The 15219-nt window shown below is 72.8% G+C and carries 14 protein-coding genes; 6 read left to right on the forward strand and 8 right to left on the reverse strand.

Annotated elements, in window-relative coordinates; genetic code table 11:
• Positions 1 to 223: 223 nt before the first annotated feature.
• A complete protein-coding gene (locus tag ACIWQI_RS07855) occupies positions 224 to 2287 on the reverse strand; it encodes an elongation factor G (RefSeq protein WP_396656591.1) in 2064 nt (687 codons plus the stop codon).
• A 505-nt stretch (positions 2288 to 2792) separates the two neighbouring features.
• Here ACIWQI_RS07855 and ACIWQI_RS07860 point away from each other — a divergent pair.
• The 3 genes from ACIWQI_RS07860 to ACIWQI_RS07870 are packed head-to-tail and all read left to right on the forward strand — an operon-like array spanning position 2793 to position 6207.
• Positions 2793 to 4421 (forward strand): sigma-70 family RNA polymerase sigma factor, encoded by a 1629-nt coding sequence (locus tag ACIWQI_RS07860; RefSeq protein WP_396656592.1) that lies wholly within the window; start codon positions 2793 to 2795, stop codon positions 4419 to 4421.
• 23 nt (positions 4422 to 4444) lie between these two features.
• Complete coding sequence (locus tag ACIWQI_RS07865) at positions 4445 to 4846, forward strand: YrdB family protein (RefSeq protein ID WP_396656593.1); 402 nt, start codon at positions 4445 to 4447, stop codon at positions 4844 to 4846.
• Complete coding sequence (locus tag ACIWQI_RS07870; protein ID WP_396656594.1) at positions 4843 to 6207, forward strand: FAD-binding oxidoreductase; 1365 nt, start codon at positions 4843 to 4845, stop codon at positions 6205 to 6207. The genes ACIWQI_RS07865 and ACIWQI_RS07870 overlap by 4 nt, the downstream gene beginning before the upstream one ends.
• Positions 6208 to 6211: 4 nt before the next feature.
• On the opposite strand, the gene ACIWQI_RS07875 is transcribed toward ACIWQI_RS07870, so the two are convergent.
• The 6 genes from ACIWQI_RS07875 to ACIWQI_RS07900 all read right to left on the reverse strand — a co-directional run bounded on the left by ACIWQI_RS07875 (position 6212) and on the right by ACIWQI_RS07900 (position 12339).
• Positions 6212 to 6991 (reverse strand): glucosamine-6-phosphate deaminase, encoded by a 780-nt coding sequence (locus tag ACIWQI_RS07875; RefSeq protein ID WP_396656595.1) that lies wholly within the window; start codon positions 6989 to 6991, stop codon positions 6212 to 6214.
• Positions 6984 to 7937, reverse strand: a complete 954-nt coding sequence (locus tag ACIWQI_RS07880) for an ROK family protein (protein WP_396656596.1) — start codon at positions 7935 to 7937, stop codon at positions 6984 to 6986. The genes ACIWQI_RS07875 and ACIWQI_RS07880 overlap by 8 nt, the downstream gene beginning before the upstream one ends.
• Complete coding sequence (locus tag ACIWQI_RS07885; protein ID WP_396656597.1) at positions 7937 to 8779, reverse strand: carbohydrate ABC transporter permease; 843 nt, start codon at positions 8777 to 8779, stop codon at positions 7937 to 7939. The genes ACIWQI_RS07880 and ACIWQI_RS07885 overlap by 1 nt, the downstream gene beginning before the upstream one ends.
• Positions 8776 to 9759: a carbohydrate ABC transporter permease gene (locus ACIWQI_RS07890; protein ID WP_396656598.1), complete on the reverse strand. Its 984-nt coding sequence runs from the start codon at positions 9757 to 9759 to the stop codon at positions 8776 to 8778. Before ACIWQI_RS07890 ends, ACIWQI_RS07885 begins: the two co-directional genes overlap by 4 nt.
• Positions 9760 to 9835: 76 nt before the next feature.
• Positions 9836 to 11104 (reverse strand): extracellular solute-binding protein, encoded by a 1269-nt coding sequence (locus ACIWQI_RS07895; RefSeq protein WP_396656599.1) that lies wholly within the window; start codon positions 11102 to 11104, stop codon positions 9836 to 9838.
• A 71-nt stretch (positions 11105 to 11175) separates the two neighbouring features.
• On the reverse strand, positions 11176 to 12339 hold the full coding sequence (locus ACIWQI_RS07900) for an ROK family protein (protein WP_396656600.1): 1164 nt from the start codon (positions 12337 to 12339) through the stop codon (positions 11176 to 11178).
• A 116-nt stretch (positions 12340 to 12455) separates the two neighbouring features.
• On the opposite strand from ACIWQI_RS07900, the gene ACIWQI_RS07905 reads away from it, so the two are divergent.
• From ACIWQI_RS07905 to ACIWQI_RS07915, 3 genes are read left to right on the forward strand one after another with little or no spacing between them, the layout of a single operon-like run.
• Positions 12456 to 13910 (forward strand): L,D-transpeptidase, encoded by a 1455-nt coding sequence (locus ACIWQI_RS07905; RefSeq protein WP_396656601.1) that lies wholly within the window; start codon positions 12456 to 12458, stop codon positions 13908 to 13910.
• Entirely contained in the window at positions 13911 to 14051 is a 141-nt protein-coding gene (locus ACIWQI_RS07910; RefSeq protein ID WP_396656602.1) for a hypothetical protein, read from the forward strand.
• Positions 14052 to 14063: 12 nt separating this feature from the next.
• Positions 14064 to 14345: a DUF1801 domain-containing protein gene (locus ACIWQI_RS07915; RefSeq protein WP_396656660.1), complete on the forward strand. Its 282-nt coding sequence runs from the start codon at positions 14064 to 14066 to the stop codon at positions 14343 to 14345.
• A 5-nt stretch (positions 14346 to 14350) separates the two neighbouring features.
• Here the strand turns inward: ACIWQI_RS07915 and ACIWQI_RS07920 are convergent, their stop codons facing one another.
• Positions 14351 to 15214 carry a substrate-binding domain-containing protein gene (locus tag ACIWQI_RS07920; protein WP_396656603.1) on the reverse strand — a complete coding sequence of 288 codons (864 nt, stop codon included), beginning with the start codon at positions 15212 to 15214 and terminating at the stop codon, positions 14351 to 14353.
• Between the last annotated feature and the right edge of the window lie 5 nt (positions 15215 to 15219).

The raw sequence follows: 15219 nt of genomic DNA on the forward strand, positions 1-15219 counted from the left end.
CCACCGGTCGTTGAGCGAGCGCAGCGAGACGAAACGCGCCGGACCCCGCACGACCCCCACCCACCGGTCGTTGAGCGAGCGCAGCGAGACGAAACGCGCCGGACCCCGCACGACCGAAGCCGCGTTTCGACTCGGGCGCGCTGCGCGCGGCCTCGCTCAACGACCGGAAAGCGCGCTGCGCGCGGCCTCGCTCGACGACCGGGAACGGCGCTGCGCGAGGCGCTCAGCGACCGGGCGAGCCGGCCGGGGCGGAGCGGGTCATGCGCTGGTAGGTGTCGGGCTCGATCTTCAGCTCGGCCTGACCTCCGGTGAGCGACCGCAGATCGAGCACGTAGCGGCCCAGCTCCGCCTCCGGCACCCGGGCGATCACGCGGGTGCGTCCGTCCTCAGCGGTCTCGGTCGCGGTGACCTGCCCATGACGCCCCGACAGGTCGGTGAGCACGGGACCCTGCAGATCGGGAGGCACGACGACGGTCACCGTCGACACGGGCTCGAGCACCACCGTGCCGGCCTGGACGAGCGCCGCCTTCACGGCGTGCGCGGCGGCGGTTCGGAAGGCCATCTCGGACGAGTCGACCGAGTGGGCCTTCCCGTCGTACAGCTCCACGCGCAGGTCGACGACGGGATGGCCCTGGGGACCGCCGGCGCTCATCGCGTCCTGCGCGCCCTTCTCGACGGCCGGGATGTACGAGCGCGGAACCGCACCGCCGACGACCTTGTCGACGAACTCGAACCCGCTGCCCAGCGGAAGGGGCGAGACCCGCAGCTGCACGACGGCGAACTGCCCGTGGCCGCCGGACTGCTTCTTGACCTTCCCCTCGACGTCTGCGGCCCCGGCGATCGTCTCGCGGTAGGGAACGGGCGCGTCGGCGGTGTCGACGTGTACGCCGAACAGGCGCGCCAACCGGTCCACGGCGACCCCGATGTGGGCGTCGCCCAGGCCGCGCAGGACCGTGTGGCCTGCGCGACGGTCGACCACGAGAGTCGGGTCCTCGGCGACGGCGCGGGCCAGCGCCGTCGACAGCTTCGCATCGTCGGACTGCGAGACCGGCGTGACGCTGACCGCATAGACCGCCGGGCGCTCCGGCGGATCCAGCGGCCGGGCTGTGCCCTGCGCGCGCGTCCACAGCAGCGATCCCGACGGAGTTCCCGCGAGCTTCGCGACGCCGCCGACCTCGCCCGGCCGCAGCGCCCCGACCGGCAGGTGCTCCGCGCCCCGCAGCCGGAACAGCCCCGAGATGCGTTCGTCCGTCCCGGTCGTCGCGTTGCGCAGGCGGTCGCCCTGCCGCAGCGTGCCCGACAGCACCTTGAGCATCGACACCTGCCCGACGAACGGGTCGGCGACCGTCCGGAACACGTGCACGAGGGCGTCCCCGCCCGGGTTGGGCGACACGGCGACTTCGGAGGCATCCGCCCCCTCCCCGACCAGGATGCGCGCATCGCGGGTGCCGGCGTGCGGCGCCAGCTCGCAGACCAGGTCGAGCACGCGGTCGATGCCCGTGTCGGTCAGTGCCGAGCACACGATCACGGGGACCGCCTCGCCCGCGGCGACCTCGCGTGCGAGCGTGCGCTCCAGCTCGGCGGCGCTGGGCTCCCGGCCCTCGAGGTAGGCCTCCAGCTGCTCGTCGTCGTGCGAGACGACGTCCTCGGTGACCTCGACGTGCAGGCGGTGCTCTTCCGGCTCCAGCTCGGACGGCATCGGCTCGTCGTGATGCCGGCCGTCCGCGTCGTAGACGAACGCGTGCTCGCTGAGCACATCCGCCACGCCGCGGAAGTCGTGCTCCTCGCCCAACGGCAGCTCGAGCGGCCACAGGTGGGGACCGAAGGTCTCGCGCAGCCGGGTCAGCACCGTGCGGAAGTCCGCCCGCGCGCGATCCTCCTGGGTGACCACGACGATCCGGGGCAGGTCACGGGCGGCCGCCCACGCCGCCCGCGTGCCGGCGGTCACGCCGTCCACCGCGCTCACGGCGACCAGCGCGACGTCGGCGATCGCGAGCGCGGCGTCGAGCGCGCCGGCGAAGTCGGGATGGCCGGGGGTATCGGCGAGGGTCAGGCCGCAGGGGATGCCGTCGGTCGGCGTCCACTCCAGATATGCGAGCGAGAGCCCCAGCGACTGACCGCGGGCGATCGCCTCCGGCTCGTGGTCGCACACGGTCGTGCCCTGTTCGACCGTGCCCTTGCGGGGGATCGCGCCGGCGCGGAACAGCAGCGCCTCGGCGAGGGACGTCTTCCCCGATCCCGCCGCGCCGATGAGCGCCGCCGTGATCGTCTCCTGTGCTGACTCCATCCGGGCCCTCCCGCGACGACGATGTTCACGTAGGGCTATCGTTGCGCGTCGCCCGGAGGAGCGGAAGAGGCGGCCCGCACAGAAGGAGGCGACCGGTCCCCCCGAACCGGTCGCCCCGCGCCCGCTGTGCTGTCCCCGCGGCCTCTGCGTCTGTCGAGGGCGGGGGCTCGGAGTCCCTCCCCCCGGAAGTCCCTCCGAGCCCCGCCGGCCGGCGGCGATCCATCCCCCCGCCACCGGCGCCTGCCCGATACCCCCCTGCACGGGCAGAAGCTCCTTGTCTGATGAGACGCGGGCGCAGCGGTTCTATTACGCGGGTCGCGAGATCTTTTCTCGCAGCGGATCGTCCGCGACGCTTCGGCCGGGTTGCGAACCTGGGCTCTGGCTGGCAGAACGGTCTGATCCGGGTGAAAATGGACCGGAGCCGCGTCACCACCGCCCGGGTTCTGCGTCTCATCATCGAAGCGCCGCTCGGGCGCGCGAGCCGGCGGACGGGCACGGGGAGAACATGACGCACGCGGAGGACGACGGCGGCCGATCGGGGTCGGTCGGCGAGCTGTCGGACGCCGACCTCGTGCTGCGCACGCGATCGGGAGACCGCGACGCGTTCGGCGAGCTGTGGCGACGGCACTACCGCTCCGGGATGACCGTCGCCCGGTCGATCACCTCCAGCCTCGACCCCGACGATCTCGTGCAGGAGGCGTACTCGCGCATCTACCAGGCCATCCTCAGCGGCGGCGGTCCGACGGGCGCCTTCCGCGCCTACCTGTTCACCAGCATCCGCAACACGGCTGCCGCCTGGGGCCGGGCCCGCAAGGAGACGACCATCGACGTGCTCGAGGCGCTCGAGGACCCCGAGTCCACGGCACAGGCCACCGAGGAGGCGCTGGACCGCAGCCTCACCGTGCAGGCCTTCCGGAGTCTGCCCACCCGCTGGCAGGAGGTGCTCTGGTACACCGAGATCGAAGGCATGAGGCCCGCAGCGGTCGCGCCGCTGCTCGGGATGAAGGCCACCGCGGTCGCCCAGCTCGCATTCCGCGCGCGTGAGGGACTGCGGGAGGCATGGATCCAGGCCCATCTGCGCTCGGTCGAGGACGGGTCGCCGTGCCGGTGGACCATCGAGAGGCTGGGCGCGTACTCCCGGGGCAACCTCGGCGCCCGTGACGGCGCCCGGCTCGAAGGCCACCTGTCCGAGTGCGCGCGCTGCACGATCGTCGCCGCCGAGGCGCGCGAGGTCTCCAGCCGGCTCGCGCTGGTCCTGCTGCCGCTCACGGTCGGCGTCGCCGGCGCCGCGTCGTATCTCGCGTCGCTGCAGGGAGCCGGTGCCCCGATCGCGGCGATGGCCGCCCTGCCGTCGCCGTTGGTCGAGGGGGCGGTCGTGGCGGGCGCGGCCGGCTCGACCGCGGCCGGCGCGGCCGGCGGAGGCTCTGCCGGAGGCGGAGCGGCCGCCGGTGCGGCCGCGTCAGGCGCCGGCGGCGCGCTCTCGGGCGTGGGCGCGGGCCTGGGCATCGCCGCCGCCGCCGTCGTGGTGGCGGGGGCGGTCGCCGCGGCGCTGGTGCTTCCGGGCATGCTCGCCGGCCCCCCGCCCGCGCACAGCAGCGCGGTCAGCCCGACCGGGCAGCTTCCCGCCGCCGGAGACGTCGTCGTGGAGGGCGAGCCGACGATCCCGCCCGAGGACGAACCGGTGGATCCGAGCGAACCGCCCGTCACCGCTCCGGATCCCGAGCCCGAACCGCGCGCTCCCCTCGTCGAGGCGCCCACCGATTCCGACGCGGCCACGGACGCCCCCGCCGCGCCGCCCGCGCCGGAGCCGCAGCCCGAACCGCAGCCTGAACCCGAACCCGAGGTGGGCCTGCCCGCGGGCGCCCCCGAGATCGCGACGTCGAGCGGGCAGTTCGCAAACGGCCGGTGGACGATCGCCCTCGCGCTGCGGGCGGCGCCGGGTGCCACGGTGCAGGCGCTGGTGCGCGGCGAGGTGCGCGCCACGGCGCAGGCGGGCGCCGATGGCACGGCCGCGCTCACGTTCGCGGCGTCCAACGGCGAGGTGCACAGCGGCGCGGCTCTCAGCCTGCGCTACGTCGCCGGCGGAGCCGTCGGCGAGACCGTCTCCACCCGGCTGGCGGCCCTCATCGCGTGAAACGCGCGCCGTAGACTGAGGGCATGCCCGAGTCCTCGCCCGTCGAGCCGACGCCGCCGCCCGCGCCGCAGCCGCTGCCGGAGCGCCCCGGCCCGGTCACCCTGGTGCTGTACACCGTGCGGTTCCTCGTCGAGCTGTTCGCGTTCTTCACCTTCGCCTGGTGGGGCTTCACCTCGTGGCCGTTCGCCTGGAACATCCTCGCGGGCGTCGCCGCTCCCGCCGTGGCGATCCTCGTGTGGGCGCTGTTCGTGTCGCCGCGGGCGGTGATCCGGGTCCATCCGTTCGTGCGGGCCGCCGTCGAGCTGATCGTGTTCGCGGCGGCGACCGTCGCCTGGTGGACCATGGGGCAGGTCTGGATCGGACTCGTCTTCGCCCTGTTCGCCGTCGGCTCCGGCGTCCTCGTGGGGCGCAGGCGCCTGTCGTGAGCGACGCGGTCGTCGCCGCCCTGCGCGCGGCGCTGGGCGACCGCGTCGACACCGCGCCCGCGAGCCTCGAGTCCGCCCGCGCCGACAAGTCCGGTCACGCGTCGGATGGGGCGGCCCGCGCCGTCGTGCACGCCGCCTCCGTGGCCGACGTCCAGACCGTGATGCGCATCGCGACCGAGACCCGCACACCGGTGGTCGCGCAGGGCGCCCGGACGGGACTCGCCGGCGGTGCCAACGCCGGTCCGGGCGAGATCGCGCTGTCGCTGCGCGGAATGGACCGCATCCTCGAGGTCCGACCGGACGATCTGATCGCCGTCGTCGAGCCGGGGATCCTCAACGCCGCCCTCAACGAGGCGCTCGCCCCGCAGGGCCTGTGGTGGGCGCCGGATCCGGCCAGTCGCGCCATCTCGACGGTGGGCGGCAACATCGCCACCGGCGCCGGGGGCCTGCTGTGCGCGAAGTACGGAGTCGTGCGCGACGCCGTGCTCGGCCTCGACGTCGTCCTCGCCGACGGGCGCCTGCTGCACCTCGGCCACCGCAGCGTCAAGGGCGTCACGGGCCTCGACCTGACCGCGCTGTTCATCGGCTCCGAGGGCACGCTCGGCATCGTGGTCGGCGCGACCCTGAAGCTGCGGCGCCTCGTGCCCGGCGAGGTCTGCACCATCGCGGCGACCTTCCGCACGGTGCGCGCGGCGGCGGTCGGCTCGGCGGCGGTGACGGCGGCCGGCATCCAGCCCGCGATCATGGAGCTGATGGATGCCGCATCGCTCGCCGCCGTGCATGCGCTCCTCGCGCTGGAGCCCCCCGCCGCCGGGACGTCGCAGCTGACGGTGCAGACCGACGGCCCCGCGGCCCGCATCGAGGCGGAGGCGATCGCCGCGATCCTGCGGGATGCCGGCGGCACGGTGGTCGTGTCGCACGACGCGGCGGAGGGCGAGCGCCTCCTGGCGGTGCGCCGCGCGATGCACCCCGCGATGGAGACTCTCGGCACGACCCTCATCGAAGACGTGTCGGTGCCGCGCAGTCGGCTGCCCGCGATGTTCGACGAGATCGCCCGCGTCGAGCGCGAGCACGGCGTGGTCATCCCCGCGGTCGCGCACGCCGGCGACGGCAACCTGCACCCGAACTTCATCTTCGAGGGCGAGAGCGTGCCCGACCGCATCTGGGCCGCCGCCGACGACCTGTTCCGGTCGGCGCTGCGGCTGGGCGGCACCCTCACCGGCGAGCACGGCATCGGGGTGCTCAAGCGCCGGTGGCTGGCCGAGGAGCTGGGCGACGACCAGTGGCGGCTGCAGCGCGACATCAAGGCCGTGTTCGATCCGCTCGGCATCCTCAACCCGGGCAAGGTCTTCACCTCGTGAGCGGCTACAGTCCCTGCCAGTCGGGCTTGTGGTCCCACGTGTACCGGTAGTAGTCGGCGAACCGCAGGCGGGAGGCCGCGGCCTCGTCGATGACGACCGTCACGTGCGGGTGGAGCTGGATCGCCGAGGCGGGCAGCGCCGCGGTCACCGGGCCCTCCAGGGCACCGGCCACGGCATCGGCCTTGCGCTCCCCGAAGGCGAGCAGCACGAGGTGACGCGCGCGCAGGATCGTTCCCAGACCCTGCGTGATGCAATGGGCGGGCACCTCGTCGGGCGAGTCGAAGAAGCGCGCGTTGTCAGCGCGGGTCTGCTCGGTCAGGGTCTTCACGCGGGTCAGCGACGCGAACGACGACCCGGGCTCGTTGAAGCCGATGTGCCCGGTGGTCCCGATGCCCAGCAGCTGCAGGTCGACGCCGCCGGCGGCGCGGATCGCCGCCTCGTACTCGTCGCCGGCGCGCTCGATGCCCTCCAGCGACCCGTCGGGCACCCGCACCCGCTCGGGGTCCAGCCCCAGCGGATCGACCACCTCGCGACGGATCACGCTCCGATAGGCCTCCGGATGCTCCGGGTCGATGCCGACGTACTCGTCCAGGGCGAACCCGCGCACCCGCGACACATCCACACCCGCCAGCCGCGGGACGAGCGCCTGGTAGACCGGCAGCGGCGTCGACCCGGTCGCGAACCCCAGCACGGTCTCGGGGTCATTCCGGATCAGGCGGGCGATCTCGTCGGCCACGAGCGCCCCGGCGGCAGCCGGGTCGGCCACGATGACCACTTCAGCCACGCGGCAGCACCTCCTCCGCCTCGAGGCTAGCGCCGATCAGCGCCGCACCCAGCGCAGCGGCCGGCGAGGCGGGCGGCAGGAGGTCGATGCGCTCGTCCAGGCGCAGGGATCGCAGGAACGCCGAGGCGGATGCCGAGGCCCGCAGCGTGCGGCGGACGTCGGCGCCGAGCCGCTCGCCGAGCCCTGACACACCGCCCCCGAGCACGACGACGTCGACGTCCGCGGTGAGCACGAGCACGCGCACTGCGGCGGCGACGCCGTGGGCGAGTCCGGCGCGCAGGGCCGCGGCATCCGGATCTCCGGCGTCGGCGGCGTCGAAGACGTCGCGCACCGGCAGCGCACCGGGTCGCCCCCAGCGCTCGGCGACGGCCGCACCGCCGGCGAAGGCCTCGATGCAGCCGTGCTGACCGCACCGGCACAGCGGCCCGCCGGGGTCGACCGAGATGTGCCCCACCTCGCCGGCGGTGCCGCGGGCGCCGCGCCACAGCTCGCCGTCGCGTCGTCCCGAGTCGGTCGAGGGGAAGACGAAGCCCGCGGCCACACCCGTTCCGAGGTTCAGATAGGCCATCGACCCCGGCCTGCCGCGCAGCGCGTATGCGCCCAGCGCGGCCGCCTTCACATCGTTCTCGATGCGCACCCGGCCGATGCCCGGCCGGGAGCCGAGCGCTGCGGCGAGGTCGAGCTCGTCGACGCCGAGGTTGACGGCGTGAAGCACGCGCGTGCCGCCCGGGGCGACCTGGCCCGGCATCCCGATTCCGATCGACGCCGGTGCCGCTCCGGCCACGGCGGGCTCCGCCCCGAGAGCCGCGACGGCGTCGACGATCGTGCGCACCACGCCCTCCGGTCCCCAGGCGGTGGCCAGGCGCACGCGCGCGGCGATCTCGCCGGCGGCAGTCACGGCGACGGCATCGGTCTTGGTGCCGCCGACATCCAGTCCGATCCGCATCAGCCCTTGACCGCCCCGGCGACCATGCCGCTCGTCATCCGGTGCTGCACGATGAGGAAGAAGACGATGACCGGCACCGCCATGATCGTGGAGGCGGCCATCACCACGGACCAGTCGGTCGCCTTGGTCACCTGGACGAACGCCCGCAGCCAGATCGGCAGCGTCAGCGACTCCTGCCTCGTCATGATCACGAGCGCGAAGACGAACTCGTTCCAGGCCTGGATGAACGCGAACACGCCGGTGGCGATCAGTCCCGGAGCCAGCAGCGGGAACGTGATGCGCCAGAACGCACCCGCCCGGCTGCAGCCGTCGATCATCGCCGCCTCCTCGAGGTCGACAGGCACCCCCGCGACGAAGCCGCGCAGGGTCCAGATCGTGAAGGGCAGCACGAGGGCGATGTAGACGAAGGACAGACCGATGATGGTGTTGAGCAGGTACCACCCGTCCAGCACCCGGAACACCGAGATGATCATCGCCTCGGCCGGAATCATCTGGATGATCAGGATCGCGAGGATGAAGGCGGTGCGGCTGCGGAACCGGTAGCGCGACACCGCCACGGCGGCGAGGAAGGCGAAGACGAGGGCCGCGACCAGCGTGATCGCGGTGACGGTGACCGAGTTCAGCAGCGCGGTGATCAGGCCCTGGTCACCCAGGGCGCGCTCGTAGTTGCGCAGGGTGAACTCGTCGGGCCACCAGTGCGGCGTCTCGCTGCGCACCGCCGATGCCGGCAGCAGCGACGTGTTGACCATCCAGTACACCGGGAACAGCGACGCGACGATCACGACGACCGCGGCGGCGTTGAGCAGGACGCGGCGTCCCACGTGGCGGGGGCGGGCGCTCATGACTCCTTCTCCTGCCGGAGCATCGTGCGGATCCAGTAGCCCGAGATCAGCAGCAGGATCGCGACGAGGATGACCGAGATCGCGCCGCCGCCGCCCAGGTCGCCGGAGGCCATCGAGACGCTGTAGATGTAGACCCCGATGGTGTTCGTGTCGGCCCGCACGCCGCCGATCGACTGCAGCGCGTAGATCTGCGCGAACACCCGCAGGTCCCAGATCACCTGGAGCACCAGCAGCACCAGCAGGATCGAGCGGATGTAGGGCATGACGATGAGGCGGAAGCGCGCGAAGCCGCCGGCGCCGTCCAGCGATGCCGCCTCGAGCACCTCGCCGGGCACCTGGGTAAGGCCCGCGTAGGCGCTGAAGGCGACGAACGGGATGGCGCCCCAGGTGATGATGATCGCCGCCACGGCGTAGAAGCTCACCGGATTGCTCAGCCAGCTGTGACCGGCCCAGCTCTGGCCGGTCAGCTGGGTGAGCACCCAGTTGACCAGTCCGTACTCGGTGTCGAAGATCCAGCCCCACACGATGGTGGCCGTCAGCGCCGGCATCGCCCAGGCCAGCAGCAGCGCCACCGACAGCGCGGTGCGCATGACCGCGCCGAGCCTGGTCATGAGCACGGCGATCAGCACCCCGAGCACCATGGTCGCCACGACGCTGACCACGCACAGGGCGATGCTGCGCACCAGCACCGTCCAGAACTCCGGATCGGCGAGCACGTCGAGGTAGTTGCCCAGACCGATGAACTCGGGCGGGGCGCCGAAGATCTGCTCGCGCCCGAACTTCTGGAAGGACATGATCACCAGCTGGACCAGCGGCCAGCCGACGAACACGGCGATCATGATGAACGCGGGCGTCAGCAGCGCCAGCGGCGCCCACGGGAATCGGCGCGCGCGCCGCGGATCCGGCCCGGCGGGTCCACCGGCGGAATCCGGCGGCGTCGCCGACGGCGAGACCGACGGGGATGCGGAAAGGGTCGCCACCGCTCGCCTCCTCTCGGTTCAATCTATGGGCATGGCACGGGGCGCCCCGCATGCAGGGCGCCCCGTGTCACGACGGTCACCCGTTGAGGATCGACTCGATCTGCTCGTCCGCGGCCGTGGCGAGCTGCTGCACGTCACCGCCGCCTGCGATCTTCACGAAGAGGTCCTGCATGATGCCCTGGGCCTCCACGTCCGCCCAGTTCGGCGACGCCGGGGTGAGCTTCGCGTTGGCGGCCGCCTCGGCGATCACGGCCGCCAGCTCCGGCGTGGCGGCGGCGACCTGGTCGCCCAGCGAGGTCAGCGCGGGCACGAGGCCGGCGCCGGCGAGGATCGACTGGTACTCGTCGCTGAGGATGATCTCCAGCGCCTTCTTGGCCAGTTCGGGGCTCTTCGACTTCGCGGCGATGCCGATGTTCGACCCGCCGGCGAAGACCTGCGCGGCGCCGCCGTCCTTGCCCGGCAGCGCGTAGTAGCCGGTGGTCTCGGCGACGGCAGTGGGCTGCTGGTCCTCATCGGCCACGATCGACCAGTACGCCCAGCTGGGCGCCGAGTACGTGGCGGCCTTCTCGGTGCGGAACGGCACCCAGCCCTCGGTCTCGTCGCCGTCCTTGGGCGCCAGCGAGGCCTCGGTCATGAGCTCCTGAACCTGCATGAGACCGGCCACCGACTCGGGGCTGGACAGCTGCGCGTCCCAGGTGCCGTCCTCGAGGACTGCGACCTCGCCGCCGTTCTCCCATACGAACGGCAGGGCGTTGTACCAGTCCTTGCCGGGGAAGTAGACGCCCGAGACGCCGGGCAGCTTCTCGGCGAGCGTCACGCCGCCGGCGACGTACTCGTCGAGCGTCGTCGGCACGGCCACGCCGGCCTGCTCGTACATCGCGGTGTTGTAGAAGACGACGCGCGAACCCGAGTAGTAGGGCGCCGCGTACAGGGTGCCGTCCCAGGTGCCGGCCTCCACGAAGCCGGGCAGCAGGTCGGAGCCGCCCAGCTGCTCCTTGATGTCGTCGAGGCTCAGCAGCGCGCCGGCCGACGTGAAGGCCGGGGCCTGCGTGTTGCCCATCTCGACGATGTCCGGGCTGTCGTTCGAGGACAGGCTCGTCGTCAGCTTGTCGACCAGGCCGGTCCACTGCTGCTCTTCGATGACCAGGGTCGAGCCCGGGTTCTCGTCCTCGAAGGTCTCCTTCAGGTAGTCGCGTGCCTCCTGCGGGGTGTCGGTGCCGACGAGCCACACGCGGATCTCCGCGGGACCCTCGGTGGTGGGCGTGCCGCCGCCGCTGCCGGCGCAGCCGGCGAGCACGACCGCCGTCGCGCCGAGCAGCGCCAGGGCTCCGAGCTTCTTGTTCATGAGTGCCTTCCTTGGTTCTCTTGATGTGGAAGGGCCGCGCGGCCCATCCGGGGGGGGTCGAGGTGGCGCGTCTACGAAACGCCGAGTCTTCCTGACAGGACCACGACGGCTGCACCGCGCAGGACGATGTCCTGGCCCTGCTCGGTCATCCGCACCCGCACGCCGTCATGGAACTCGGCGAGCGTGCGCGCACGGAGGGTCTCCACGGTCGCCCGGGCGAGCGGTCCGTCCAGAAGCTCTGAGGGGCCGGAGAGCACGATCTCCGGAAGGTCGAGGGCGCCGACGATGGGAGCGATCGCGATCCCGAGCCGCTCGCCCGCGTCGCGCAGGACACCCTCGCGCCCCAGGGGGTCGGCGGCGGCGAGCCGTTCGCCCAGCGAGGGGACCGAGAGCCAGGCCTCGAGGCATCCGTCCTTCCCGCACGCACACGGCGGTCCGCCGTCGGTGCCGACGGTGACGTGGCCGAACTCGCCGGCGGCGAAGTGGCTGCCGAGCATGAGCCTGCCGCCGGTGAGCAGGCCCGAGCCGACGCCGCGCCCGACCTTGATGAGCATCAGGTCGTCTCCGCCGTGACCGTAGGTGTACTCCGCGAGCGCCGCGGCGTTGGCGTCGTTGGCGACGAGCACCGGAACGCCGAGCCGCTCCTCCAGGACACCCCGCAGCGGCAGGTGCCACCAGCCCACGTTCGGGGCGGACAGCACGGTCCCGGCGGGGTTCACGATGCCGGGCGTTCCCACCCCGACACCGAGCACCGGAGCCGTCGCCGCGGCGAGCAGCTCGCGGGCGAGCGACACGACCGCCTCCACGGCGGCCTCGCCGTCGCCGGCGGCGGGGTGGGCGATCCGGCGGCGCTCCACGATCTCGCCGTCCAGGGTGAGCACCGCCCCGAGGAACTCACCGGGGCCCGACAGGTCGATGCCGATGATCTGGTGGCCGGCTCGGTCGATGTCGACCAGGATCGCGGGCTTTCCCGGGCCGGATGCCTCGCGCACGCCCAGCTCGGCGACGTAGCGGTCGCCGATCAGCTCGGCGATGAGGTCGGAGACCGTGACGCGGGTGAGGCCGCTGATGCGGGCGAGGTCGGCCCGGCTCATCGGCCCGTCGTGGAACAGCGTCTGCAGCAGGAGCGAGCGATTGTGGCTGCGCGCGTGCTCAGGCAGCACCTTGGCACCCCGGCGGCGCACCCGGTCGGCGCCCGGAGCGGTCGCGGCGGCGGTGCCTGCGTGCGGTTCCATATTTGTTAGTAGAGCTTACGAACAAACAATCCGCAAGCCCTTGACCAACTTGTTACATTCGCCCTCCCCACCGAGATGGCGCCGTTCACCGTGTCCCGTACCATAGGAGCCGGGGCTTGCAGGACGTACCGGGGGGTGATGTCGTGGCCGATACGACGAGTGCGCCGTCGACGCCCGGCGCGCCCGGCGAACCGACCTATCAGTGGGCTCCCCCGCAGCCGTCGAAGCGATCGCATCGCGGCGCCTGGTGGGCCGGCGGCATCGCCGTGACCACGATCGCCGGACTGGTCGCGGCATCCCTCGTCCTCATCGCCCCCGGCACGGCCATCGCCGGCGTCTCGGTGGGCGGCCTCACCCCCGGCGCCGCCGCCGACGCGGTCAGCAGCCGCCTCGCCCAGACGCAGATCGTGATCGCCGGCGCGGAGGCGGACGCCATCGTCACCGGCGCCCAGCTCGGCGCCCAGGTCGATGCCGAAGCGCTGGCCGACGCCGTGTTCGCCGAGCGGCCGATGTGGAACCCGTCGACGTGGTTCTCCGAGCCGTCCCAGGCGACCGTGCAGCTCGACCACGCCGCCGCCACGGATGCGCTGCGGGCGGCCGTGCCGGCGATGTACACCGACCCGGTGGACGCGGTGGTCGCCTTCGACGCCGCCGCGAAGAGCTACGTGGTGACCCCGGCGGTGCCCGGCGAGGGCATCGACCTCGCCTCGGTCGAGTCCGTGCTGCAGGACGCGTTCGGCGAGGGCCTTCCCGTCGTCGAGCTGCGGCCGGAGCTGGTGCCGATCGAGGCCCGCACCCCCACGTACGTCGCCGATGCGACCGCCGAGATCCTCAACGCCATGATCGCCGAGGCGGGCTTCTACGTCGGCGACGAGCGCACCGTGCCGATCTCGGCCGAGACACTCGCCTCGTGGCTGACGATCGGCACCGACGAGCGCGGGGTGATCACCTTCACCGCCGATGTCGCCGCGATCCAGCAGGTGGTCGACACCCTGGCCGAGAAGGTCGATCGCGAGGCCCAGCCGACCACCGTCATCGCCGACGGCGACGGCAAGGTGCTCAACACCCTCGTCGAGGGCCGCACCGGGCGCACCCTCGGCGCCACCGCGGGCATCGCCGCCGCCTTCGCCGAGCAGCTCGAATCGGGCAGCGCGGCGTATGTCCTTCCGGTCACCATCACCGAGCCGACCGTGACCAAGATCAGCCGCTCGATCGAGGTCGACCTCAGCGAGCAGCGCGTCTACCTGCGCCAGGACGGCAAGGTGGTCAAGTCCTTCCTCGCCTCGACGGGCAAGCCCGCCACGCCCACGTACACGGGCACCTACCGCATCGGCTGGAAGCTCGCGATGCAGAACATGGGCAACAAGGACCTCACCAAGTCGCCCTACTACTACACCGAGAACGTGCCGTGGGTCATGTACTTCAACGGCGACCAGGCGTTCCACGGCGCGTACTGGCACAACAACTTCGGGCACGTCATGAGCCATGGCTGCATCAACCTGCGCATCAGCGACGCGAAGTTCCTCTACGACTGGGCGCCCTACGGCACCGTCGTCTGGATCCACGGCTGAATGACCGAGAACAAGACCCGCGAGACGGATGCCTCGGTCGAGGCGTTCGTCGAGGCCATCGCCGATCCGCAGCAGCAGGCCGACGCCCGCAGCCTCATCGGCGTGCTCGGCGAGATCACCGGCCACGAGCCGCGGATGTGAGGCCCGAGCATCATCGGCTTCGATTCATACCACTATCGGTATGAATCCGGACGTGAAGGTGACATGGCCGCCGCCGGGTTCTCGCCGCGGTCCCGCGAGCTCACCGTGTACCTCGCCGACGGCGTCGAGACGTACCGCGACGAGCTCGCCCGGCTCGGCCGGCACCGCACCGGCAAGGCCTGCCTGTACATCCGCCGTCTCGCCGACGTCGATCTCGAGGTGCTGCGCGACGTGCTGGGCCGCTCGTACGCCAACGTCACGGCGCAGGACGGCCGGATGGGCCGCGCCACGTAGCACCCTCAGTCGGCGGCTGCTGCGCGCGCGGGCGCGGGGCCCAGCGACGCCCGTTCCACGAGCGGCGGCGCCGGCACGACATGCGCCGCCGGCGCGGCACCGTCGATGAGCTCGAGCAGGCGACGGGCGACCTCGGCGCCCAAACCCGGGATGTCGGTCGCGAACGCGGTGAGCGCGGGCGCGCTGTGCACGCACAGCTGCGAGTCGTCCCCCGCGACGATCGAGACGTCGTCGGGCACCCGCCGGCCCGCCGCGACGGCGGCGCCGAGCCCGGCGACCGCCATGAGGTCGTCCTCGTAGATGAGCGCGGTCGGCGGATCGTCGCCGGTGAGCAGTTCGCGCGTGGCCGAGGCGCTGCGGCCCATGCTGAAGTCGGTGCGGGCGATCACGGCCGAGACGCCGTGATCCGCCGCGGCGGCGAGGAACGCCTCATCGCGCACCCGCGTGTGCGCGATCCGTGAGAACCCCGCGACCCGCGCGATGCGCCGATGCCCCCGCTGCGCCAGCCGCGCGACGACCGCGCGCATCGCCGCGGCGTCGTCGGCAGCGACAGCGGCCGCCTCGCCCGCGACGCTCGCGTCGGCGACCACGACCGCGGGGAGCGCATCCGCGCGTGCGGCCCACTCCAGGCGCGGGTCGTCGATGCGCGGGTCGACGATGACGACGCCGTCGACCCGCCCGGTCTCGCGCCAGCGATCGAGCGTCGCAAGCTCGTCGGCGGCGGTCGGCACGATCTGCAGCAGCAGCTCGGTCGCGCTGTCGGCCAGGGTCCGCTCGATGCCCTCGAGGAACCGCAGGTAGAACGAGTCGACGTCGAACCCGGTGCGGGCGAGCACCAGCCCGACCGCCCGAGTCCAGGGCCCGCCCATGGCCG

The sequence above is a fragment of the Microbacterium sp. genome (assembly GCF_044508325.1).
In the GTDB taxonomy this organism is placed as follows: Bacteria; Actinomycetota; Actinomycetes; order Actinomycetales; family Microbacteriaceae; genus Microbacterium.

What these genes read in the sequence shown, in the direction of transcription:
- ACIWQI_RS07895 (WP_396656599.1), bottom strand. Translation starts at nt 11,104, where the DNA reads ATGAACAAGAAGCTCGGAGCCCTGGCGCTGCTCGGCGCGACGGCGGTC.
- ACIWQI_RS07860 (WP_396656592.1), top strand. Translation starts at nt 2,793, where the DNA reads ATGACGCACGCGGAGGACGACGGCGGCCGATCGGGGTCGGTCGGCGAG.
- ACIWQI_RS07885 (WP_396656597.1), bottom strand. Translation starts at nt 8,779, where the DNA reads ATGAGCGCCCGCCCCCGCCACGTGGGACGCCGCGTCCTGCTCAACGCC.
- ACIWQI_RS07865 (WP_396656593.1), top strand. Translation starts at nt 4,445, where the DNA reads ATGCCCGAGTCCTCGCCCGTCGAGCCGACGCCGCCGCCCGCGCCGCAG.
- ACIWQI_RS07920 (WP_396656603.1), bottom strand. Translation starts at nt 15,214, where the DNA reads ATGGGCGGGCCCTGGACTCGGGCGGTCGGGCTGGTGCTCGCCCGCACC.
- ACIWQI_RS07910 (WP_396656602.1), top strand. Translation starts at nt 13,911, where the DNA reads ATGACCGAGAACAAGACCCGCGAGACGGATGCCTCGGTCGAGGCGTTC.
- ACIWQI_RS07880 (WP_396656596.1), bottom strand. Translation starts at nt 7,937, where the DNA reads ATGCGGATCGGACTGGATGTCGGCGGCACCAAGACCGATGCCGTCGCC.
- ACIWQI_RS07900 (WP_396656600.1), bottom strand. Translation starts at nt 12,339, where the DNA reads ATGGAACCGCACGCAGGCACCGCCGCCGCGACCGCTCCGGGCGCCGAC.
- ACIWQI_RS07855 (WP_396656591.1), bottom strand. Translation starts at nt 2,287, where the DNA reads ATGGAGTCAGCACAGGAGACGATCACGGCGGCGCTCATCGGCGCGGCG.